Below are 23047 nucleotides of genomic sequence, written 5' to 3'. Positions count from 1 at the left end.
GTTCAAATAAACGGGCGGGGCGTTTCCTGCGGTCCTTCCCACCCGGCGACCTGCAGCAACTCGCTGGCCTCCAGCACCTCGCAGCCGCCGTCCTGCCATCGGACCAGCTTGCGGTCGGAGAGCTTCTTCAGCGTCTTGTTGGTGTGAACCAGTGACAGGCCGAGCGTGTCGGCCAGATGCTGCTGCGTGACCGGAATGACCTTCTTCGTCCCGTTGAGGACGCCGACGGCGCTGGCCCGCCGGTGGATGTAGGACAAGAGATAGGCCGTGCGCTCGATCGCCGAGCGCCGGCCGATGCTCAGGAGATGCTCATCAAGGATGCGTTCCTCGTGCGCGGCGATCCAGGTCAGGTCGTAAGCGAGCGAGGCATGGCGCTCGAACAGCCGTCCCAGCCGCGAGCGCTCGAAAACGCAGAGCGTGACCGGGGTCATGGCCTCAACGGAATGGTCCAACTCGCCCATCAACACACCCTGCAGGCCGAGCAGATCCCCGGGAAAGACAAAGTTCATGATCTGCCGGCGCCCGTCAGCCAGAAGCTTGTAGCGAAAGGCCAGCCCGGCGAGCACGGTGTAGATGTGCGGACTGTGGGTCCCCTCGACGAGCACCGTCGCGCCCCGTTCCACCGACAGCTCGCCGACCTTGAACTTCGAGACGAACTGCAACTCGTCGGAGGAGAACTCCCGGAAGTGCTTCAGCCCCCGCAAGGGACACTTGCTGCAAGGTGTCTGCCACTTTCCGGCCTCACCCGGAGACTGCACTGTCGGCATGAATCCCCTCCCTTTTCCGGCGGCGGCACTTCACCAGCGCCATTCTCCCCGCTCCGGTTGTATCGGCTCGAAGGACAACGCCCGTGGCTCCGCGCGGTTCCACATTGGACGGCTATGTCTTTTTTAAATGACGCTGGCCGTCGGTGGTACCACATTGACGCGCCGGTGGAGCCGAGCGGCCCTGCCGGAAGCTCGCCGGGCGAATCCCATGCCCATCGGAAGGCGCGCCGAATGACAGACACAAATCCGCATATCGCCATCGTCGAGGAAGAGTTCCTCATTGCCGTCGATGCCGAGTATCTGATCCGCGAGAAGATGGCGTGCCGAACGACCCTGGCCCGGCCGGACCAGCTTGCGCGCTGGACGGATCGCGAACTTTCGGGGCTGGATCTGTGCCTGATGGACGTGCCCATGCGGGCGGAGCGCGTGCTCGCAATCGCCCAACGGCTGCGAGCGCTTGGCAAACCGCTGCTGTTTACTTCGGTCTCCGAACTGCATCGCCACGGCATCGAGACATTCGAGGGCGTTCCGGTCATCATGAAGCCCTATGACGGCGAGCACCTGCTCGCCGTCATCGCAGCAATGCTGTCGGCGACGAGCGAACGTCAGAACTGACGCCCGATCCGCGCATCGACCGACTGGCCGTTGGCGCCGCGAACAGCGAAGTAGAGCATGATCGCCGCCCACAGGATCGACTTCTCCGCGCCCATCAGACCTTCTGCCTTGACCACGGCGTGGAAATAGATGGTCACGCAAAGGACAATGGCCGACGCCACGGCCGCCGGCCGGGTGAGGAGGCCGACCGCAAGCAGCAAGCCGCCGAAAAACTCCGTCGCGGCCAAAAGCGGCGACCAAAGCACGCCGGGATAGAAACCGAGGCTCTCCACCAGCCCGGCGGCGCCAAATGGGTCGAGGATCTTGCCGTAGCCGTGGGTGACAAGCAGCAGGCCGGCGACAACACGGAGCAGGGTCTCGGCGCTCTGGCCCAGGGACGCATAAGCGGGACCGAGGGCGGGCAGCAGCAGGCGGGTGCGTGGCGTCGTAAAGTCGCTCATGAATTTCTCCGGGAATGTTGCGCCGCACCATTTCCGTGCTCCAGCCGACGGAAGCAAGGGGCGCTCCGGTCAATACCTGATGAAATCAGTTGACATATCCGTGAGCGGCGCGCCATCGAAGATGGGGGTGCGTCCGGTCGGACGCGCGGCGCAAAGCGGCGGCCGCCGCCACCGGAACAGGTCTAGCGATGAACGAGACAAAACCGCGGATAGCGATCCTCTACTGCACCCAATGCAACTGGCTGCTGCGCGCCGGCTGGATGGCGCAGGAACTGCTGCACACCTTCGGCGACAGCCTCGGCGAGGTCGCGCTCATCCCAGGAACCGGCGGCAATTTCGAGATCCGCGTCGACGACGCGGTCATCTGGGAACGCAAGCGCGATGGCGGCTTCCCGGGACCGAAGGAACTGAAGCAGCGGGTACGCGACGTCATCGAACCGGGCCGCGATCTCGGCCACGTCGACCGCAGCTGACCGAGACCCGGGCCACCGCCATTTTCCGGCCGTGGCGTTCCTCAGCGATAGGGCGAGAGGCAGTATCGATAGATACCGCCGCCGGCATGGTACTGGTTGGTGGCCGGATTGTAGGTGCGGTAGCGGCTCAGGCAATAGCTGACATGCGCGCTGCGGGCGGTGTAGGCCGGCACCGTCGAGCGGTAGTAGGGGCTGTCCTCGCCGATATAGAACGGCCGATAGGGCGGGTAGTACGGCATCCGATAGGGGCCGTTGTAGGAAGGCCGGTAGTAGGGGCGGTAGGCCGGCCAATAGTAGGGCCGGGTATAGGGACTGTAGAGCGGCGCGTAGTAGGGTCGATAGACCGGGCTGTAGCGCGGCCCGTAATTCCAGCAGCTATAGGCATTGCAGGCAACGCCGATACTGAGAACGCCGGCCCCCGCGAAGGGCGAGGCCAGGGCCAGCGGCATCGCGGCACCGGAAACCGGCACCAGGGCGGCGACGAGGCCCGTTGCACCAGCGAAGGCGAGACTGCTGAACCTGGACATTTCCATCCCCCTTTGTCTCTCGGTGAACACCGTCGGCTTGCGTCCCATGGCGATTCGACGCAGTTTGAGGCCGCTTTATTCGCAGCGCGGGCGGGAGGCCGGGACCTATGGCCCGATCCTCGGACGGACAGGCCGTCAGCAACGCGCACGCGCAAGGATACTACAACTCGGAGCATGGCATGAGTCTGAAATTCGGTACCAGCGGACTGCGGGGACTCTCGCGCGACCTCGAGGGCCGCGCGGCCGCCCTCTATGCCACCGCCTTTGCCCGCTACCTGCAACAGTCGGGTCTGGCCGCGCCCGGGGATGCGGTGCTGGTTGGCCGCGATTTCCGGCCGTCCAGCCCGGCGATCGCCGCCATCGTGATCGGCGCGCTGCGACGGGCCGGGCTGAAGCCGCTCGACGGCGGCGCGGTACCGACGCCGGCGCTGGCCCTCTTCGGGTTTGACCGCGGCGCCGCGAGCCTGATGATCACCGGCTCGCACATTCCCGCCGACCGCAACGGCATCAAGTTCTACCGGCCCGACGGCGAGATCGGCAAGGCCGATGAAGCGGCCATAACGACGCTTGCCGAGGCCATCGCCACCGAGGACAGCATCGCGGCCGACCCGGCCGCGGCCGTCGATGTGTCGCGGCAGGTCGAGGCCCTGTTCGTCGAGCGCTGCATCGGCCTGCTGCCGGCGAACGCGCTCAAGGGGCTCCGGATCGGGGTCTACCAGCACAGCACGGTGGCGCGCGACCTGTTCATCACCGTGCTTTCCGCGCTCGGCGCCGATTGTATCGCGCTCGGCCGTTCGGACCGTTTCATCCCGGTCGACACCGAGGCGGTCCCGGCCGCGACGATCGAGCAACTGCGCGGCTGGGCCGGCGGGCAGCGGCTGGACGCGATCGTCTCGGCGGACGGCGACGGCGACCGCCCGCTCGTCGCCGACGAGACCGGCACCCCGCTGCGCGGCGACCTGATCGGACTGATCGCGGCGAGCTTTCTCGGCGCCGACACGGTGGCGACCCCCGTCACCTCCAATTCCGGCATCGAGGCCGCCGGACGCTTCAGGGTGCTGCGCACCCGCGTCGGCTCGCCCTACGTGATTGCGGCGATGAACGGGGCGGTCGTTGGCGGCGCGCGCTGTGTGGTCGGCTTCGAAGCGAACGGCGGCACGCTGACGGGCACGCCCGCCACGGTCAACGGCCAGACGCTGGCCGCGCTGCCGACGCGCGACAGCTTTCTGCCGGCACTCGCCGCCCTCGCCCTGATGGTCGAGCGCGGGCAGCCGCTGTCGGCTGCCGCCGCCGCATTCCGGCTCAAGGTCGCGGCCGCGGACCGGCTCGAAGACTTTCCGGGCGAGACGAGCGCGGCACTGATGGCGCTGCTGCGCTCCGGCCCGCAGGCGCTTGCCGGTTTCCTCGCGCCGATCGGCACGCCGAAGGAGACCAGCAACATCGACGGGCTACGGGTGACGCTGACGGACGGACGGGTCATCCACTTCCGCCCCTCCGGCAATGCGCCGGAGATGCGCTGCTATGTCGAGGCCGGGGACGAGGGGGCGGCAGAGGCGCTCCTCGACCACGGCCTGAAGCTGATCCGGGACTGGGCCGCGAGCCACAGCTGAGGAAAACGGCGGACCGTTGCAAAAACTTCAAAAAGCCAGTTGACACCAACGGCGGCGCCCCTTACACCCGCCTCCGTCGCCCAGATGGCGGAATTGGTAGACGCGCAGGTTTCAGGTACCTGTGCCGCGAGGCGTGGAGGTTCGAGTCCTCTTCTGGGCACCATTTCCCTTCCCTTCCGGATGCTGCAGAGCAGCCGGAGCAGTTCGAAAAACCCCGGTCTTCCGGGGTTTTTTCGTTTGCGGCGGCACGATCTTCCTGCGCCTCCTTCAGCTCTCCAGCCCGTACGGCACGATGCGGCGGACGTGATGATCCACGTTCAGCCGGCGCTTGAACGGCGGGACGGCGCGGCTGGCGCAGTTCGAGCGCTCGCAGATGCGGCAGGAGATGCCGATCGGGTCGAAGGCGCCGGCGTTCTCCAGGTCGAGGCTGTCGGCGTAGACGAAGGCGGGCGCATAGGAGACCTCGCAGCCGAGCGCGAGCGCGTATTCGGGGCGGGCGGCGCGATAGCCACCGCTGCCCTTCGAGGCGTGGGTGGCAAGGCAGAGATAGCGCACCCCGTCCGGAGTTTCGGCAAGCTGGCGGAGGATGCGCCCCGGCCGCTCGAACGCCTCGTGCGCGTTCCAGAGCGGGCAGGCGGCGCCGAACCGGGCGAACTGGAACTTGGCGGCGCTGTGCCGCTTGGTGATGTTGCCGGCGCGGTCGATGCGGGCGAAGAAGATCGGCACGCCCTTGCGGCCCGGGCGCTGCAACGTGCTGAGGCGGTGGCAGACCTGTTCGATCGAGGCGCCGAAGCGGGCGGCCAGCAGTTCGAGATCGTGGCGCAGCTCCTGTGCCGCCTCGAGGAAGGAGCCATAGGGCAGAAGCAGCGCGCCGGCAAAATAGTTCTGCAAGCCCATGCGGCAGATCTCCAGCGCCTCCTCCGAGCGGAAGCCGGCGCCGCGCGCGACCGCATCGATGTCGCGGCCGGCCCCCAGCTGGGCAACCTGCAGCGCCAACTGGAAATCCCGGGTAGAAGCGGCGGCATAGGGATTGATGGTCAGCACCCGCGCGTCGGGATCGTAGCGGCGGATCGCGTCGTCGCCGGCGGCGCCGCGGGCGATGCGCACGCCAAAGGTCTTTTCCAGGTGCTCCGACAGTGCGGCGTGGTTGTCGCCGCGGCCGATGCCGAGGCCGCCGGCCAGCTGCTCGGCGAGGAGATCGAGCTCGTGGATGTAGTTGTCGACGAAATGAAAGAAGTCGCGCACCTCCTCGTAAGGCGTCGTCTCCGCCGGCCCCCCTGCCCTTCCCAGCGTCGCGTCGAAGCTCGCGAGCCGCTCGCTGTTGCGGCGATAGGCCTGGTGGCAGGCGATCAGCGCGTGCGCCAGGCCGGGCGCGTTCTGGGTGACGAGCTTCAGTTCCTGCAGGCTCGGCGTGTAGGTCTCGAACAGCGGATCGGTGAGCGCCTCCGACAGGGCCGAGAGCAGCCGGTCGCTCTCGCCGACCGACAGCTCGGAGAGATCGAGGCGGAACTTGTCGGCAAGCGCGAGCAGCACGGCGGCGGAGACCGGCCGCTGGTTGTTCTCGATCTGGTTCAGGTAGCTGGTCGAGATGCCGATGCGCTCGGCGAACTGGCTTTGCGTGGCATTGCTTGCCTGCCTCAGATCACGCACCTTGCGGCCGATGAAGAGTTTGCCGATCGCCATGTTCGCAATATCGCAATTTCAACTTTGCTATTTTATATTTCCACCTTTGCACATCTTCAACTGTTTTCAATGGGCAAAGATCGGCATAATGCGCGCCGACACCGAATTCAGGGAGGAAGCATGCGCCCCATACTCGAGCAACTGCAGGCGCGCCGCGACGAAGCCTATCTCGGCGGCGGGCAGAAGCGGATCGACGCGCAGCACGGCAAGGGCAAGCTGACGGCGCGCGAGCGGCTCGAGGTGCTGCTCGACCCCGGCTCGTTCGAAGAATACGACATGTACGTCACCCACCGCGCGGTCGACTTCGGCATGGCCGAGCAGAAGATCGCCGGCGACGGCGTCGTCACCGGCTGGGGCACGATCAACGGCCGCCAGGTCTATGTGTTCTCGCAGGACTTCACCGTGCTCGGCGGTTCGCTGTCGGAGACGCATGCGCAGAAGATCTGCAAGATCATGGACATGGCCGTGCGCAACGGCGCCCCGGTGATCGGCCTCAACGATTCCGGCGGCGCCCGCATCCAGGAGGGCGTGGCCTCGCTCGCCGGCTATGCCGAGGTGTTCCGCCGCAACGCCGAGGCCTCCGGCGTGATCCCGCAGATCTCGGTCATCATGGGCCCCTGCGCCGGCGGCGCGGTCTATTCGCCGGCCATGACCGACTTCATCTTCATGGTGCGGGACAGCTCCTACATGTTCGTTACCGGCCCGGACGTGGTGAAGACGGTGACGAACGAGATCGTCACGGCCGAGGAACTGGGCGGCGCTGGCACGCATACGAAGAAGTCCTCGGTGGCCGACGCGGCCTACGAGAACGACATCGAGACGCTCGAGCATGTGCGGCTGCTGTTCGACTTCCTGCCGCTCAACAACCGCGAGAAGCCGCCGGTGCGGCCATTCCACGACGATCCGGCCCGGCTCGAGGCCCGGCTCGACACGCTGATCCCGGACAGCTCCAACAAGCCCTACGACATGAAGGAACTGATCCTGGCGATCGCCGACGAAGGCGATTTTTTCGAGCTGCAGGAGAACTTTGCCCGGAACATCGTCACCGGCTTCATCCGCCTCGAGGGCCAGACCGTCGGCGTCGTCGCCAACCAGCCGATGGTGCTCGCCGGCTGCCTCGACATCGACAGCTCGCGCAAGGCGGCAAAGTTCGTGCGCTTCTGCGACGCCTTCAGCATTCCGCTTCTGACGCTGGTGGACGTGCCGGGCTTCCTGCCGGGCGTGGCGCAGGAATATGGCGGCGTCATCAAGCACGGCGCCAAGCTGCTCTTCGCCTACAGCCAGGCCACGGTGCCGATGGTGACCCTGATCACCCGCAAGGCCTATGGCGGCGCCTATGACGTCATGGCGTCGAAGCATATCGGCGCCGACGTCAATTACGCCTGGCCGACGGCCGAGATCGCGGTAATGGGCGCCAAGGGTGCGACCGAGATCCTCTACCGCTCGGAACTGGGCGACCCGGACAAGATCGCGGGGCGGACGCGGGACTACGAGGAGCGCTTCGCCAACCCCTTCATCGCCGCCGAACGCGGCTTCATCGACGAGGTGATCATGCCGCATTCGTCGCGCAAGCGCATCGCCCGCGCCTTCGCCGCGCTGCGCAACAAGCAGGTGGACACCCGCTGGCGCAAGCACGACACGATTCCGTTGTGAGGGAAGGTCCGGATCATGGCCAAGCTTCCCGACATGACAAAACACCGTGGCTTCCCGTCCGGCATGCCGGGCACGGGCGTCCAGTTCACCATCCGCCGGGCCAATCCGAAGGGCGTCACGCCGGTCAAGGCGCTGCCGCGGCGCGCCCGGCCGGGTTCGGCCGAGCACAAGATCGATGCGGCCTTCTTGCATGCGCTCTGGCATCAATTCGGCGCGGAACCTTTCGAGCGCGGCAATCTCGATGCGGCCCGGCTCAACCTGCTCTTCGGACGCGAGGTGGTGGCGGCGGAAAAGGACTTCGACCCGACCTCCTACGAGGCATTGCTGGTCATTGACGAGAAGGTGGCCCGCGCCTCCTTCCCGGAATCGTTTGAAGACGTGATGGAGATCTAGCCTTGGCGATCAACAAAATCCTCATTGCCAACCGCGGCGAGATCGCCTGCCGGGTCATCAAGACGGCGCGGAAGCTCGGCATTGCCACCGTCGCGGTCTATTCGGACGCGGATCGCGACGCGCTGCATGTGCAATTGGCCGACGAGGCGGTGCATATCGGGCCGGCGCCGTCGAGCCAATCCTATATCGTCATCGACCGCATCCTCGCGGCTGTCCGCCAGTCCGGGGCGGACGCAGTCCATCCCGGCTACGGCTTCCTGTCGGAGAACGCCGCCTTCGCCCGGGCGCTGGAAGAGGAAGGCATCGCCTTCATCGGCCCTCCGGTCGGCGCGATCGAGGCGATGGGCGACAAGATCACCTCGAAGAAGATCGCGGCCGAGGCCGGCGTCAACACCGTGCCCGGCCACATGGGGCTGATCGAGGACGCCGAGGACGCGGTCAGGATCGCCACCTCGATCGGCTATCCGGTGATGATCAAGGCGTCCGCCGGCGGCGGCGGCAAGGGCATGCGCATCGCCTGGAACGACCGCGAGGCGCGCGAGGGCTTCCAGTCGTCGAAGAACGAGGCGAAGAGCGCGTTCGGCGACGACCGCATCTTTATCGAGAAGTTCGTCACCCAGCCGCGCCACATCGAGATCCAGGTGCTGGGCGACACGCACGGCAACACGCTCCACCTCGGCGAGCGCGAGTGTTCGATCCAGCGCCGCAACCAGAAGGTAATCGAGGAGGCTCCCTCGCCGTTCCTCGACGCGGCGACCCGACGCGCCATGGGCGAACAGGCCGTCGCACTGGCCAGGGCCGTCGGCTACCACTCGGCGGGAACCGTCGAGTTCATCGTCGACGGCGAGCGCAACTTCTATTTCCTCGAGATGAACACCCGCCTGCAGGTCGAGCACCCGGTGACGGAACTTGTCACCGGCATCGATCTGGTCGAGCAGATGATCCGGGTGGCGGCGGGCGAGACCCTGTCCTTCGGACAGGACGACGTGACGCTGACCGGCTGGGCGATCGAGAGCCGGCTCTATGCCGAGGACCCGTATCGCAACTTCCTGCCCTCGATCGGTCGGCTGACGCGCTATCGCCCCCCGGCGGAGGGCCGGCACGAGGATGGAACGGTGGTCCGCAACGACACCGGCGTCTACGAGGGCGGCGAGATCTCGATGTATTATGACCCGATGATCGCCAAGCTCTGCAGCTGGGGCGCGGACCGCGCCGCCGCCGTCGCGGCCATGGGCCGGGCGCTCGACGACTTCGAGGTCGAGGGCATCGGCCACAACCTGCCCTTTCTGTCGGCGGTGATGCTGAACGAGCGTTTCCGCGAGGGACGGCTGACCACCGCCTTCATCGCCGAGGAGTTTCCGGACGGGTTCGGCGGCGTGGAGGCGGACGAGGCGTCGCGCCGAAAGCTCGCCGCGGTCGCGGCCCTGGTCAACGACCGCCTGCAGCGCCGGGCGACGAAGATCTCCGGCACGATCGGCAACCATCGCCGCCGCATCGGCCAGCAATGGGTCGTCGCCCTCGGACGCGAGCCTGTCGCCGTGACGCTGGCGCAGGAGGGCGAGGCCTGGCGCACCACCTTCGACAATGGCGACGCGGTCATGATCCGCAGCGACTGGCTGCCCGGACAGACGCATGCCATCTTTGTCGTCGACGGCGCGCCGATGGGCGTGAAGGTCAACCAGACCGGCCAAGCGCTGCGGCTGCGCTGGCACGGCATCGACGTCACCGCCCGTGTGCGCGAGCCGCGGGTGGCCGAGCTTGCCGGACTGATGCCGGTCAAGCTGCCGCCCGACACCTCGAAGATGCTGCTCTGCCCGATGCCGGGACTGATCACGGCGATCGCGGTCGCGGCAGGCGAGACCGTCGAGGCGGGCCAGGCGCTCGCCACGGTGGAGGCGATGAAGATGGAAAACATCCTGCGCGCCGAGAAGAAGGCGGTGGTGAAGCGGGTCCCGGTCTCCGTGGGCGCCAGCCTCGCCGTCGACGAGATCATCATGGAGTTCGAATAGCACCCCCGGCCCGACGTCGGGTGTAGGATGGCTTCAGCACGACGGCTGCCGGCGATCGCCGCGGCGGCAACGCAACAAATGACAGGACAGCGACGATGACGACCAAGATCTTTCCGGAACGCTGGAGCAAGCTGGCCGAGCGCGAACTGAAGGCCGCGCCGGAGAGCCTCGTCTGGCGCACGCCGGAAGGGATCGACGTCAAGCCGCTTTATACCGCCGCGGATCTCGCGGGCATCGACCATCTCGATGCGCTGCCGGGCGAGGCGCCGTTCGTGCGCGGACCGCGCGCCACCATGTATGCCGGCCGCCCGTGGACGATCCGGCAATATGCCGGCTTCTCGACGGCCGAGGAATCCAACGCCTTCTATCGCAAGAATCTCGCCGCAGGCCAGAAGGGCCTCTCCGTCGCCTTCGACCTCGCCACCCATCGCGGCTATGACAGCGACCATCCGCGCGTCGTCGGCGACGTCGGCAAGGCCGGCGTCGCGATCGACTCGGTCGAGGACATGAAGATCCTGTTCGACGGCATTCCGCTGAACGAGATGTCGGTGTCGATGACGATGAACGGCGCGGTGATCCCGATCCTTGCCAGTTTCATCGTCGCCGGCGAGGAGCAGGGCGTGCCGCGGGCGGAACTGTCCGGAACCATCCAGAACGACATCCTCAAGGAGTTCATGGTCCGCAACACCTACATCTACCCGCCCGAGCCCTCGATGCGGATCGTCGCCGACATCATCGAGTACACGGCAAGAGAAATGCCGAAGTTCAACTCGATATCGATCTCCGGCTACCACATGCAGGAGGCAGGGGCGACACTGGTGCAGGAACTGGCCTTCACGCTCGCCGACGGGCGGGAGTATGTGCGCGCGGCGCTCGCCAAGGGGCTCAACGTCGACGAATTCGCCGGCCGCCTGTCCTTCTTCTTCGCGATCGGCATGAACTTCTTCATGGAGGCCGCCAAGCTACGGGCGGCACGGCTGCTCTGGAGCCGGATCATGGAAGAGTTCGAGCCGAAGAAGGCGTCCTCGCTGATGCTGCGCACCCATTGCCAGACTTCGGGCGTGTCGCTGCAGGAGCAGGATCCCTACAACAACGTCATCCGCACCGCCTTCGAGGCGATGTCGGCCGCGCTCGGCGGCACGCAATCGCTGCATACCAATTCCTTCGACGAGGCGATCGCGCTGCCGACCGAATTCTCCGCCCGCATCGCCCGAAACACCCAGCTGATCCTGCAGCACGAGACGGGCGTGACCAAGGTGGTCGATCCGCTGGCCGGCTCCTACTATGTCGAAAGCCTGACCAACGAGATGGCCGAGAAGGCCTGGGCGCTGATCGAGGAAGTCGAGCGGCTGGGCGGCATGACCAAGGCGGTCAACGACGGGCTGCCAAAGCGGCTGATCGAAGAAGCAGCCGCGCGACGACAGGCGGCGGTCGACAAGGGCGAAGAGGTGATCGTCGGCGTCAACAAGTACCGGCTCGAGAACGAGCAGCCGATCGACATCCTGGAAATCGACAACAGCGCCGTGCGCGCGGCACAGATCAGGCGGATCGAGGACACCCGGCGCCGGCGCGACGGCACGAAGGCGAGCGAGGCGCTGGCGGCGCTGGCCGAGGTCGCGCGCAGCGGCAAGGGCAACCTGCTCGCCGCCGCCGTCGAGGCCGCCCGCGCACGCGCCACCGTCGGCGAGATTTCCGACGCCATGCGCGGCGCCTTCGGCGACCACGCGGCGACGCCCGAGGTGATCCGGGACGTCTATGGCGAGGCCTATCGCGACGAGCCGGAGCTCGCGGTGCTGAAGGAACGCATGTCCGGCCTGTCCGGCAGGCTCGGCCACGCGCCGAAGATCATGGTCGCCAAGCTCGGCCAGGACGGGCACGACCGGGGCGCCAAGGTGATCGCATCGGCCTTCGGCGACATCGGCTTCGAGGTGCTTGCCGGGCCGCTGTTCCAGACCCCGGAAGAGGCGGCGTCGATGGCGCTGTCCGAGAAGGTCAACGTCATCGGCGTGTCCTCGCTCGCGGCCGGCCACAAGACGCTGCTGCCGCAATTGGTCGAGGACCTCAAGAAGAAGGGCGGCGGCGAGGTGATCGTCGTCTGCGGCGGCGTCATCCCGCGCCAGGACTACCGCTTCCTCGAAGAGCACGGCGTCGCCGCCGTCTTCGGCCCCGGCACCAACGTCATCGACGCCGCGAACTCCGTTCTCGACCTGCTCGAAGGGCGGCGGCGCAACGTCTGACGCGCGGCTCAGCCCGCCCTGACGTACTCCACATGGCGGGCCAGCCAGCAGCCGACGCTCAGGCCACACACCGCGCCGGCGGCATCCCTGCGCACCAGCAGCGTCCAGTCGCCGGGCGCCGGCGCGTCCAGCGAGCGACGGCAGGACAGCCGCCACACGTCCTCCCCGACCGGATGGATCGGGTGCATCGCGCCCTCGCCGAGAAATCCGGCGAATGCGCCGTACCAGGCGCCGCCGGCAAAGACGATCTCGAAGGACGCATCCAACTCGCTGGAAACGTATCGGCCGGCGATGTCGTCGCGTAGCCCGGGGCGGACGCGGCTGGCGGTGACGCGCAGGTTCTCCGCGGGCCGCTCCATCACAACCCTGTCGCCGTCGCGCACAAGCGACACGGCCGGAGACCGCGCCACGCCGTCTGCCCCCATCGCGACCGGATCGGGCGCGGTGGCGAAACGTACCCTCAGGCCGCTATGAACGGAGGCAATCCGCAACAGCAGCCCGGTCGACGGGTCGACATAGTCGCCCGCCCATCCGGACGCCGGGCGCCGCGTCGCCGCCGGGCGCTCGGACCGGCCGAGGGCGGCCCGCAGCACGGCCAGCGCCGCCGCATGGGCGTCCGCCTCGTGGTTGAACATGACGATCACGGAAAGGCGCTCGGAGGCCGCGTGCAGCCGGCGGGCACGAAAACCGCGCAGCGCGCCGCCGTGGCCGGTCAGCGCAATCCCGTCGAGCATTTCGTGCGACAGGCCGAAGCCGTAGCGCGACGCCGTTCCATCGGCGAAGGACTGCGGCGCCGCGATCCGGTTGTAGAGGCCGCCCGGATCGTCGCGCGTGCGGTCGATGTAGCGCTCCCAGGCGAGCATGTCATCCAATGAAGCGGCGATCCCGGCGTCGCCCGACCAGTAGATGCGGTTGGTCGCCGGGAAGAAGCCGGTCCCCTCGTTGCCCTCGTAGCCGACGACCCCGTTCAGCGGCGCTGCGGTGTCGGCCGCGAGCATGGCCGTCCCCATGCCGGCCGGGGCAAACAAACGCTCGCGGTAGACCTCCGCCATCGACGCCCCAGCCGCCTCCTCGATCAGATCGGAGAGAATGCGGAAATTGCCGTTGGAATAGGAATAGTGACGGCCCGGTTCGAACTGGGTCTTGCGCATGCGGGCAAACAGCCGCGCGGCATCCTCGCGGGCAAAGACGCCATCGGCCAGCGCGCCGTGGAGGACCGTCAGCGCCCAGTAATCCCGGAGGCCCGACTGGTTGTGACACAGGTCGGCGACCGTCGGACACCGGCCTTCCAGGTTCGGCAGGCGGTGTGCGAGCGCGCCATCGAGCAGGGCCGGATCGCCGACGACATCGAGCAGCGCGGCGCAGGTGAATTGCTTGGTGATCGAGCAGACCGGCATGAGCGTCCCGGCGGTCATCGGAACGCGCCGGTCGAGATCGGCAAACCCCCAGGCCTGGCGATGGAGCACCTCTCCATCCTTGACGATGCCGACGACGCCTCCGGGACCGTTGAAGCGACCGGGAAGCGACCGGATCATGGCCTCGAGGGCGGCGGAATCGAAATCGGACATGGACGAGCTCTCGGCTGGAGGCGGATCGTGGCGCCGATTGCTACCGCGACCCGGCGGCACTGACAACGGATGGCGGGCAGGTACGGACGCCGCCGCCAACAGATATCTTTCCGCGGCCGATGCGAGCCAATAGAGTTGCGCCTATCCGGCCCGCTTGCCCGGGCTCTTTGCCGAGGGGTACCGACATGGAACGCGCACACGACCCAAGCCAGCTCGAAATGGTGGTGCTGATGACGCCGGACATGGCGAATTTCTCCGGCAAGGTGCATGGCGGCGCGCTGCTCAACCTGCTCGATCGCGTAGCCTATTCCTGCGCCTCGCGCTTCTCGCAGCAATACGCGGTGACGCTGTCGGTCGATCAGGTGGTGTTTCGCCAGCCGATCCATGTCGGCGAACTCGTCACCTTCAGGGCCTCGGTGAACCTTGCCGGGCGTACCTCGATGGAAATCGGCGTCCGGGTGGAGGCGGAAAACATCCGCACCGGCGAGCGGCGCCACACCAACTCCTGCTACTTCACCATGGTGGCGGTCGATGCCGAGGGCAGGCCGACGGCGGTGCCAACGCTGGCGCTCGACACGGACACCAAGAAGCGGCGGGCGCGGGCGGCAGAGGAGCGCCGCGCACTGCGCCACGAATTCGAGACGCGCTTCAGGGATGTCACCGAGGCCCCGGAGTGAGTGCGGCTGTCATCCCGGCCTGCCCGCGCCCGGTGAACGGCACCACGCCCGCCCAACCCGGCCGCGCCGATGGCCCATTGGCTCAGCCGCTCTGTTTGCGCAGAAAATCGTAGTACGCCATGCCCAGCGTCAATGCGACGACGATGGTCAGGTCGAGGCGGTAGACCTTCCAGAGGAGAATGCCGAGAAAGGCGGTCAGCACCGCCAGGGCGAAGACGCAAAGGCCCAGGTTTCGCATCTCATGTCTCCTTCTTCGGTGCAGCGAGGAAGCGGCCGAGCCAGTTGGCCGTCCGGAGCAGCCGGCCGTCGTCGCCGCGGCGACCGACCAGTTGCACACCCATCGGCAGGCCGACGTCCGACAGCAGCGGCAAGGTAACCGCCGGCAGGCCACAAAGGGTCCACAACCCGTTGAAGCTGGGTGACCCCGTCGTGGCCCGGCTGGCCGGCGCGGGGCCGGGCGCCGCCGGCGTCAGGATCGCGTCACAGCGGCCGAATATCGCGTCAAGGCCGGCATTGAGAACATCCGGCCAGTCGAGCGCGGTGATGTAGTCGCGTGCCAGGATGCCATTGCCGCGTGCGAGCGCCTGGCGAAGCGTGTCCGACAGCCCGGCGCCCTCGTCGCGGCCGTAGCGATGGTAGCACTTCGCCATCTCCGCGAGGTTGATGGTCTCGCGGACGGAGAGCGCCTCGGCAAACGGCGCCGGCAGTTCGGCCTCGAAGCAATGCCGCCCCAGCAGCCCCGCCACCTCTTCCAGGCCGGCCCGCATCGCCGGTTCGGCCTCGCTCCAGAACGGGGTGCGCACGAAGGCGAACGCCGGAGGGACCGGCGCGTCCGCCTGGGCCCGTTCCAGCAGCCGCGGCGGCGGCGGCGCCGGCACGGCCGAGCGGTCCTCCGGATCGTCGCCGAACAGCACGTCGACCAGCAGGGCGACATCGGCGATGCTGCGGGCGAATACGCCGACCGTGTCGAGCGCTGGCGACTGCATCAGGATGCCCGCTCTGGCAATCGTCCCGAAACTCGGCTTGAAGCCGACCACGCCGCAATAGGAAGCGGGCCGGATCACCGAGCCGCCCGTCTGCGTGCCGACCGCCAGCGGCACCATGCCCGCGGCAACCGCGGCCGCCGAGCCGACCGAAGAGCCGCCGGCCGTGTGATCTGGATGATGCGGATTGCGGGTGACCGCCGGCTCGAGATAGGCGAGCTCGGTGGTCACGGTCTTGCCCATGATGATCGCCCCCGCCGCCTTTAGCCGGCGAACGACCGCGGCATCCTTGGCCGGGATGCGCCCCTTGTCGGCAGCCGCGCCGTTCTCCGTCGGCATCGCGGCAGTGTCGATGATGTCCTTCAGGCCGACCGGGACGCCGTGCAGCGGGCCCAGCGGCCGACCGGTGGCGCGATAGGCGTCGAGCGCACGGGCCTGGTTGCGCACGTGATCGGCGTCAAGATGGGCCCAGGCGCGGATTTGCGGCTCCCGTGCGGCGGTGACCGCGAGAAGGGCCTCGGCGACCTCGACGGCCTTCAACGCGCCCGCGGCGATCCTGTCGCGCAGGACTACCGCCTCCAGTGCGGCGATCGACGGATCAACGGCCATAGAACAGCTCCGGGAGGTAGAAGACGATCTGCGGGAAGGCGTACATCAGCGCCATGGCGATGAACACCATGCCGACATAGGGAAGAACGCCGGAGAAGATCTGCGTCAGGCGCACCTCCGGCGGCGCAATTCCCTTCAGGTAGTAGGCCGACATCGCCATCGGCGGCGTCAGGAACGACGTCTGCAGGTTGAGCGCCACCAGAATGCCGAAGAACAGCGGATCAATATCGAACAGGCCGAGCAGCGGCAGGAAGATCGGCACGAAGATGATGATGATCTCCGACCACTCCAGCGGCCAACCCAGCAGGAAGATGATGATCTGGGCCAGTATGAGGAACTGGAAGGGCGTCAGGTCAAGCCCCTGGACGAACTCGGATATCAGCTGCTCGCCGCCGAGATAGGAAAACACCGAGGAGAACGTGTACGAGCCGACGAACAGCCAGCACACCATTGCCGTCGTGCGCACCGTGAGATAGACGCTCTCGCGCAGCCGCTGCCAGGTCATGGCCCGATAGGCAACCGCCAGCGCCATGCCCCCGAGCGCGCCGATCGAGGCGGCCTCGGTCGGCGTGGCCAACCCGAGAAGGATCGAGCCGAGCACGGCCAGGATGAGGAAGGCAAGCGGGAAGAACGACACCACCAGCATTGCCAGGACCTTGACCAGCGGCACGTCCGGCACCTCGGCCGCGGTCGGGCGGGGCGCGACCGCGGGCTGGAGTATCGATCGGCCGACCACATAGGCCAGATAGAGGCCGACCAGGGTCAGGCCGGGCAATAGGGCACCGGCATAGAGCTTGACGATCGAGACGCCCGAGCTTGCGGCATAGACGATCAGCATGATCGACGGCGGGATCAGGATGCCGAGCGTTCCGCCGGCGCAAATGATGCCGGAGGCGAAGGACTGGTCGTAGCGCGCCTTCAGCATCGCCGGCAGCGCCAGCAGGCCCATCAAGGTGACGACCGCCCCGACGATGCCGGTTGCGGTCGCAAACAGGGCACAGGTGACGAGCGCTGCGACCCCCATCGAGCCCGGCACGTTCTTGGAGGCGATGTTGAGCGTTGTGAACAGGCGATCGACGATGTTGGCGCGCTCGACGATGTAGCCCATGAACAGGAACAGCGGCACCGCCGTCAGCACGTCGTTGGACATCACCGTGTAGGTCTGGTTGACGAACAGGTCGAAGATCCGGTTGTTGAACAGACCCTCGACCCATAACCGCGCGCTATCCCACCAGCCCGCCGTCTCGTCGAGGCGGTTGTAGGCGCGCCACATGCGGCTCGGATCGTAGTAGGCGTAGTAGCCGAAGCCGATACCCAGCGCCATCAGGTTGAAGGCGATCGGGAAGCCCAGGAAAACAATCAGGATGAAGATGCCCAACATGAACAGGGCGACCTGGGGATCGGTCATTTGCCGGGCTCCTGTTCGTGCAGATGTTCCTTGATGAGACGCGTCTCGGTCTCCTCGATGTCCTCTTCGGCGACCAGCCAGTAGCCGTCGCGCATGCACAGCACGCAGCGGAACAGCTGGGCGATCCCCTGGACGAAAAGCAGCAGTCCCGCGGCCACGATGACCGTCTTGAACTGGAAGATCGGGATCCCGGCCGGACTGTTGACACTGACCTCGCCGTATTGCCAGGAGCGGGCGGCATATTTCCAGCCCGCGAGGATCAGCGCGGTCACGCCGGGAAAGAAAAAGAAGAGATAGAGAAAGAAGTCGACCATCGCTTGGGTGCGCGGCCGCCAGAGCCGGTAGAGAAAATCGCCGCGCACATGGCCGCCGCGCGAGAGCGTGTAGGCGCCGCCCATCATGAAGAGCGTGCCGTACATGATGAAGGAGACGTCAAGCGCCCAGGGGGTGGGGCTGTTCAGCAGGTAGCGGACGAAGACCTCGTAGCCCGTGCCGAAGGTCATCAGCACGATCAGCCACGCGAAGGCCTTGCCGAACCACGCCGACAGGGCGTCTGCAAAGCGGATGAAGGAGATCATGAAGGCGCTTCTCTCTTGGCGAACAGCAACCCGGCGGGCGGAATACCCGCCGGGATCTCATCGACCTTGCCCGCCTGCTCAGAGCGAAAGCTTGCCGGGGAAATAGTGCTCATAGGCGAGCGCGTAGTCAGGCGAGTTCATCAGCTCGTAATAGGTGACGCGCTCGACCCACGCCCGCTGGCTGTCGAGCACCTTCTTCATGAACTCGTCCTTCTCCAGCTCGACGATGAGGCCATCCCAGGCCTTGATCTGCGCATCGAGGATATCCTTCGACGTGCGCCGCACGGTGACGCCGCCGTCGTTCTGCAGCTTCGCCAGATCGGCCGAGTAGTTGTCCATGGCCGAAGCCGTGTTGGCGGTCGACGCCGCCTCGACGCCATATTTCAGGATCGCCTGCAGGTCCGGATCGAGGTCATCGTAGAAGTCCTTGTTGAACAGGAACTCGAAGCTCTCCGACGCCTGGTGATAGGACGACAGATAGTAGTTCTTGGCCACGTCCTGGGCGCCGAAGCGCATGTCCGAGGAGGGGTTGTTGAACTCGAAGGCGTCGATGACGCCGCGCTCCATCGCCGGAACGATCTCGCCGCCGGGCAACTGGGCGACCGACATGCCCATCGCCTGCATCAGGTCAGCTGCCAGCCCAACGGTGCGGTACTTGAAGCCCTGAACGTCGGCGACCGTGTTCACCTCGTTCTTGAACCAGCCGAACGGCTGGGCAAACATCGGGAAGCCGAGAAAGCCGACCACGTTGAGGCCGAGGACGTCCTGCGTCAGCTCGCGGTAGAACTCCGCGCCGCCGCCGGCATTGAACCAGGCCAGCATCGTCGTCGCCGAGCCGCCGAACACCGGCCCCGTGCCGAAGAGCGACGCCGCCTTGGACTTGCCGTACCAGTAGACCGGCACCGAATGGGCCGCATCCAGGATGCCGTCATTGCAGGCGTCCAGCACCTGGAAGGCACCGACGACGGCACCGGCCGGCAGCAGGTCGACCTTCAACCGGCCGCCCGACATCTCCTCGACCCGGGTCGTGTACTCACGCGCGAAATCCATCCAGATGTCCGATGCCGGCCATGACGTCTGCATCTTCATGACGAGTGGCGCTTGCGCCAGCACCGCCGGCGCCGCGAGGCTGCCGGCCGCGGCCGCGCCGCCGGCAAGAACGCCTTTCGCAAGAAACGAACGGCGTGAAACGGTTCCCTGTTCTTTCATTGCATCCTCCCAGTCATAAAAACGGCAGTGTTACTGCCTTTGTTTTGCCATGGTATAATTCCGGAAATTCGACGACATGGCAAGCATCATACGGATTTTGTTCACCATTTCGCCGGGTGATTTCGCCTGTCGGATGCGGTTCTCAAATATTGTTGATCGCCTGCAAGGAAATATTGCGTCGCAATACTATTGATGCACTGCACTATTAATCGATTTGCGGGCACGACCCGACGCCGCGCGAGCAGGTCTGCCTACGCTTGATTCCAAGCCTGCGATATTCATGAGGTCAGGGGACGAGGTCCGTCGGCCCGGCGCTTTCCGGGCCGCAAAATGCTGCCGGCACGCGGCGCATCGCGCCGGCCTTGATCCAGGCCGGACGGCTCGGTCACGAGCGCCAATCCTGCCGGAATCTTGCGCCCGTCTCGTGTATCTTCGCGACCTATTCGTCGCCCATCTTGAGCGCAGCGATGAAGGCTTCCTGCGGAATCTCCACCTTGCCGAACTGGCGCATGCGCTTCTTGCCTTCCTTCTGCTTTTCCAGCAGCTTGCGCTTGCGGGTGGCGTCGCCGCCATAGCACTTGGCGGTCACGTCCTTGCGCAGCGCGCGCACCGTCTCACGGGCGATGATGCGACCGCCGATCGCGGCCTGGATCGGGATCTGGAACATGTGCTGCGGGATCAGGTCCTTCAGCTTCTCGCACATGACGCGGCCGCGCTTTTCGGCCGCGGAGCGGTGGACGAGCATGGACAGCGCGTCGACCGGTTCGGCGTTGACGAGGATTGACATCTTGACGAGGTCGCTCTCCCGATAGTCCGCCAGGTTGTAGTCGAACGAGGCATAGCCCTTCGAGATCGACTTCAGCCGGTCGTAGAAGTCGAAGACGACCTCGTTGAGCGGCAGGTCGTAGGTCAGCATGGCGCGGTTGCCGACATAGGTCAGCTCCGTCTGGATGCCGCGCCGGTCCTGACAAAGCTTCAGGATACCGCCGAGATAATCGTCCGGCGTCAGGATCGTCGCCTTGATCCAGGGCTCGCGGAACTCGGAGATCTTGACGACGTCCGGCATGTCGGCCGGGTTGTGCAACTCCATCTCGGTGCCGTCCGTCATCGTCAGCTGGTAGACGACCGAGGGGGCAGTGGCGATCAGGTCGAGGTCGAACTCGCGCGACAGCCGTTCCTGGATGATCTCGAGGTGCAGCAGGCCGAGGAAGCCGCAGCGGAAGCCGAAGCCGAGCGCCGCCGAGCTCTCCATTTCAAACGAGAAGGAGGCGTCGTTCAGCCGCAGCTTGCCCATCGCCGAACGCAGTTCGTCGAAGTCGGCGGCGTCGACCGGGAACAGGCCGCAGAAGACCACCGGCTGGGCGGGCTTGAAACCCGGCAGAGCGGCGGCGGTCGGGCGCTTGTCCTCGGTGATGGTGTCACCGACGCGGGTGTCGGCCACTTCCTTGATCGAGGCAGTGATGAAACCGATCTCGCCGGGGCCGAGGCTGTCCATCGCCACCATCTTCGGCGTCAGAACGCCGACGCGCTCGACCGAGTACTTGGCGCCTGTGCCCATCATGCGGATGGTCTGCCCCTTGCTGAGCCGGCCCTCGATGATGCGCACCAGCACCATGACGCCGAGATAGGTGTCGTACCAGCTGTCGACCAGCAGCGCCTTCAACGGCGCGCTTTCGCCGCCGGGGCTCTTCGGCGCCGGCAGCTTGTGGACGATCGCCTCGAGCACGTCGGGAATGCCAAGGCCGGTCTTGGCCGAGATCAGCACGGCGTCGGAGGCGTCGATGCCGATCACTTCCTCGATCTGGTCCTTGATGCGGTCGGGTTCGGCCGCCGGCAGGTCGATCTTGTTCAGCACCGTCACCAGTTCGTGGTTGTTATCGATCGCCTGGTAGACGTTGGCGAGCGTCTGGGCTTCCACGCCCTGGCTGGCATCGACGACCAGCAGCGAACCCTCGCAAGCCGACAGCGAGCGCGAAACCTCGTAGGCGAAGTCGACATGGCCGGGCGTGTCGATCAGGTTGAGGACATAGGTCTCGCCATCCTTCGCCTTGTAGTGCAGGCGCACGGTCTGCGCCTTGATGGTGATGCCGCGCTCGCGCTCGATCTCCATGTTGTCGAGCACCTGTTCGCTCATCTCGCGCTCGGCAAGGCCGCCGGTCGACTGGATCAGCCGGTCGGCCAGCGTCGACTTGCCGTGGTCGATGTGGGCCACGATCGAGAAGTTGCGGATATGGTCGAGGGGCGTGGAGGAATTGGTGCTCATGGGCGCCATATAGCAGCGGCTTCAACGCCCGCAAAGCGGTAAATGCGCCGCGGTTTACCATGTTTTCATCCGGACGTGGCGGGACCGGACTCCTGGTCCGGCACCTCCACCAGCGCGCCGGCATTCGGCACCTGCGCGCTCTTCAGCTCGAACTGCTCGCGCTCCTCGACCGGCACGGTCTCTCGGCTGCGCAGCCGCAACAGCACGAACACGGCATAGGCCGCCGCCACGATCATCACCGCATAGACGAAGGTCTGGGGACCGAGGACGGGGGTCAGCAGGGTAACACCAAGCGGAACCACGGTCGCGGACGCCGACCACGCCACCAGCAAGGTCGAGGCCAACGGCACGAACTCGGCCGGGTCGGCGCGATCATTGGCATGGGCGTTGGCGACCGAATAGACGCTCTCCACCGCGCCGGCCCAGATCGCGAACACCACGATCAGCAGCGTGAGGTTGGAAAAGGAGGTGCCGAGCACCACCACCGCCGTGGCCGCGATGATCAGGCAGGTGAGGACCAGCACGAGGCGCCGGTCGATCCGATCTGACAGGATGCCGAGCGGGTACTGGACGAAGAACAGGCCGAACTGCATCCCGAACATCAGGGCGGCCACGTCCTTCTGCCCGACATTGCTGGCGGCCGCATAGATCGGGGTGAAGCCCTGCACAACCATCGACAGGCCGCCGGCCGCAAGCACGCCGACGAAGCCGACCGGCGAATTGCGCCAGACCATGCCGATGTCGATCCTGGCGCTGGCCGGGGGCGGCGGCGTGGCCAGGCGCGTCAGCCCGATCGGCAGCAGCGCGATCGCGGTGAAGAAGATCGTGGCGACCGGCACGAGGTTGCCCTCGGCCGGAATCCGGCCGAACAGCCAGGCACCCAGCCCGAGGCAGATGACATAGCTCATGTAGAAGAACGACATGGCCTTGCCGCGCCAGCTGTTTTCGGCTGCATGGTTGAGCCAGCTCTGAGCAATGATGAAGTTGATGCTACTGGCCGTGCCGTAGAGCCCGCGGGCGAAGATCCAGACCAGCGGATCGACGCCGAGGCTGACGAGGACGGCGGAGATGGTGACGAGCGCGAGCGAACAGGAGAAAGCGCGCGCGTGGCCGACACGGCGGATCAGAGGGCCGGCCACGACGCAACCGACGAGTCCGCCGAAGGCGATCGCGGTCACGGCTGCGCCGGGGGCCCATTCGGCTCCGCCCGTGCGCGACAGGACGAACGGCACGTAGGCGAACATCAGCCCGTTGCCGACGGCGACCCCTGCCATCGACGCGACGATCGCCATGATCGAGAGCAGGGAGTTGGCCGATGCCTTCCGGACATGCATTTTAACCGCTC

20 protein-coding genes and 1 tRNA gene are annotated in these 23047 nt (G+C 66.4%); 9 read left to right on the top strand and 12 right to left on the bottom strand.

Going from position 1 to position 23047, the window contains the following annotated elements; all coding sequences use genetic code 11:
* Nucleotides 1-2 precede the first annotated feature (2 nt).
* A complete protein-coding gene (locus ACXAGF_RS01025; RefSeq protein WP_475013801.1) occupies nucleotides 3-767 on the bottom strand; it encodes a Crp/Fnr family transcriptional regulator in 765 nt (254 codons plus the stop codon).
* Between the two features lie 231 nt (nucleotides 768-998).
* Between ACXAGF_RS01025 and ACXAGF_RS01020 the strand changes: the two genes are divergently transcribed.
* Entirely contained in the window at nucleotides 999-1382 is a 384-nt protein-coding gene (locus tag ACXAGF_RS01020) for a response regulator (protein ID WP_475013800.1), read from the top strand.
* On the opposite strand, the gene ACXAGF_RS01015 is transcribed toward ACXAGF_RS01020, so the two are convergent.
* Complete coding sequence (locus ACXAGF_RS01015; protein ID WP_475013798.1) at nucleotides 1373-1822, bottom strand: DoxX family protein; 450 nt, start codon at nucleotides 1820-1822, stop codon at nucleotides 1373-1375. The genes ACXAGF_RS01020 and ACXAGF_RS01015 overlap by 10 nt on opposite strands.
* Nucleotides 1823-2010: 188 nt before the next feature.
* On the opposite strand from ACXAGF_RS01015, the gene ACXAGF_RS01010 reads away from it, so the two are divergent.
* The gene (locus tag ACXAGF_RS01010) at nucleotides 2011-2295 is read left to right on the top strand and encodes an Rdx family protein (RefSeq protein ID WP_475013797.1); all 285 of its coding nucleotides are present in this window, start codon (nucleotides 2011-2013) and stop codon (nucleotides 2293-2295) included.
* Between the two features lie 41 nt (nucleotides 2296-2336).
* On the opposite strand, the gene ACXAGF_RS01005 is transcribed toward ACXAGF_RS01010, so the two are convergent.
* Nucleotides 2337-2822, bottom strand: coding sequence for a BA14K family protein (locus ACXAGF_RS01005; RefSeq protein WP_475013796.1), 486 nt, complete (start codon nucleotides 2820-2822; stop codon nucleotides 2337-2339).
* Between the two features lie 179 nt (nucleotides 2823-3001).
* Here ACXAGF_RS01005 and ACXAGF_RS01000 point away from each other — a divergent pair, with 179 nt between their 5' ends.
* A complete protein-coding gene (locus tag ACXAGF_RS01000; protein ID WP_475013794.1) occupies nucleotides 3002-4432 on the top strand; it encodes a phosphomannomutase in 1431 nt (476 codons plus the stop codon).
* Between the two features lie 78 nt (nucleotides 4433-4510).
* Nucleotides 4511-4595, top strand: a tRNA-Leu gene (locus tag ACXAGF_RS00995).
* Nucleotides 4596-4699: 104 nt separating this feature from the next.
* Here the strand turns inward: ACXAGF_RS00995 and ACXAGF_RS00990 are convergent.
* Nucleotides 4700-6115, bottom strand: a complete 1416-nt coding sequence (locus tag ACXAGF_RS00990; protein ID WP_475013793.1) for a helix-turn-helix domain-containing protein — start codon at nucleotides 6113-6115, stop codon at nucleotides 4700-4702.
* Between the two features lie 120 nt (nucleotides 6116-6235).
* Between ACXAGF_RS00990 and ACXAGF_RS00985 the strand changes: the two genes are divergently transcribed.
* The 4 genes from ACXAGF_RS00985 to scpA all read left to right on the top strand — a co-directional run bounded on the left by ACXAGF_RS00985 (nucleotide 6236) and on the right by scpA (nucleotide 12407).
* Nucleotides 6236-7768 (top strand): acyl-CoA carboxylase subunit beta, encoded by a 1533-nt coding sequence (locus ACXAGF_RS00985; protein ID WP_475013791.1) that lies wholly within the window; start codon nucleotides 6236-6238, stop codon nucleotides 7766-7768.
* A 15-nt stretch (nucleotides 7769-7783) separates the two neighbouring features.
* Nucleotides 7784-8161 carry a hypothetical protein gene (locus ACXAGF_RS00980; RefSeq protein WP_475013789.1) on the top strand — a complete coding sequence of 126 codons (378 nt, stop codon included), beginning with the start codon at nucleotides 7784-7786 and terminating at the stop codon, nucleotides 8159-8161.
* 2 nt (nucleotides 8162-8163) lie between these two features.
* The gene (locus tag ACXAGF_RS00975) at nucleotides 8164-10170 is read left to right on the top strand and encodes an acetyl-CoA carboxylase biotin carboxylase subunit (protein ID WP_475013787.1); all 2007 of its coding nucleotides are present in this window, start codon (nucleotides 8164-8166) and stop codon (nucleotides 10168-10170) included.
* A 95-nt stretch (nucleotides 10171-10265) separates the two neighbouring features.
* Complete coding sequence (scpA, locus tag ACXAGF_RS00970) at nucleotides 10266-12407, top strand: methylmalonyl-CoA mutase (protein WP_475013786.1); 2142 nt, start codon at nucleotides 10266-10268, stop codon at nucleotides 12405-12407.
* Between the two features lie 8 nt (nucleotides 12408-12415).
* On the opposite strand, the gene ACXAGF_RS00965 is transcribed toward scpA, so the two are convergent.
* Nucleotides 12416-13975 (bottom strand): D-aminopeptidase, encoded by a 1560-nt coding sequence (locus ACXAGF_RS00965; protein ID WP_475013784.1) that lies wholly within the window; start codon nucleotides 13973-13975, stop codon nucleotides 12416-12418.
* Between the two features lie 185 nt (nucleotides 13976-14160).
* Here ACXAGF_RS00965 and ACXAGF_RS00960 point away from each other — a divergent pair, with 185 nt between their 5' ends.
* Nucleotides 14161-14652, top strand: coding sequence for an acyl-CoA thioesterase (locus ACXAGF_RS00960; protein ID WP_475013783.1), 492 nt, complete (start codon nucleotides 14161-14163; stop codon nucleotides 14650-14652).
* Nucleotides 14653-14734: 82 nt separating this feature from the next.
* Here the strand turns inward: ACXAGF_RS00960 and ACXAGF_RS00955 are convergent, their stop codons facing one another.
* The 7 genes from ACXAGF_RS00955 to ACXAGF_RS00925 all read right to left on the bottom strand — a co-directional run bounded on the left by ACXAGF_RS00955 (nucleotide 14735) and on the right by ACXAGF_RS00925 (nucleotide 23036).
* Nucleotides 14735-14890: a hypothetical protein gene (locus tag ACXAGF_RS00955; protein ID WP_475013781.1), complete on the bottom strand. Its 156-nt coding sequence runs from the start codon at nucleotides 14888-14890 to the stop codon at nucleotides 14735-14737.
* A gap of 1 nt (nucleotide 14891) precedes the next feature.
* On the bottom strand, nucleotides 14892-16244 hold the full coding sequence (locus tag ACXAGF_RS00950; RefSeq protein WP_475013779.1) for an amidase: 1353 nt from the start codon (nucleotides 16242-16244) through the stop codon (nucleotides 14892-14894).
* Nucleotides 16234-17652, bottom strand: coding sequence for a TRAP transporter large permease (locus tag ACXAGF_RS00945; protein ID WP_475013778.1), 1419 nt, complete (start codon nucleotides 17650-17652; stop codon nucleotides 16234-16236). Before ACXAGF_RS00945 ends, ACXAGF_RS00950 begins: the two co-directional genes overlap by 11 nt.
* Nucleotides 17649-18230 carry a TRAP transporter small permease subunit gene (locus ACXAGF_RS00940; RefSeq protein WP_475013776.1) on the bottom strand — a complete coding sequence of 194 codons (582 nt, stop codon included), beginning with the start codon at nucleotides 18228-18230 and terminating at the stop codon, nucleotides 17649-17651. The genes ACXAGF_RS00945 and ACXAGF_RS00940 overlap by 4 nt, the downstream gene beginning before the upstream one ends.
* Before the next feature lie 78 nt (nucleotides 18231-18308).
* A complete protein-coding gene (locus tag ACXAGF_RS00935; RefSeq protein WP_475013774.1) occupies nucleotides 18309-19439 on the bottom strand; it encodes a TRAP transporter substrate-binding protein in 1131 nt (376 codons plus the stop codon).
* 439 nt (nucleotides 19440-19878) lie between these two features.
* Nucleotides 19879-21711 (bottom strand): translation elongation factor 4, encoded by a 1833-nt coding sequence (gene lepA / locus ACXAGF_RS00930; protein ID WP_475013773.1) that lies wholly within the window; start codon nucleotides 21709-21711, stop codon nucleotides 19879-19881.
* Between the two features lie 56 nt (nucleotides 21712-21767).
* Entirely contained in the window at nucleotides 21768-23036 is a 1269-nt protein-coding gene (locus ACXAGF_RS00925) for an MFS transporter (protein WP_475013772.1), read from the bottom strand.
* Nucleotides 23037-23047: the final 11 nt, after the last annotated feature.

This window comes from Mycoplana sp. ABR4_002, from assembly GCF_056159645.1.
This window is presented reverse-complemented; position numbering and strand designations above follow the sequence as displayed.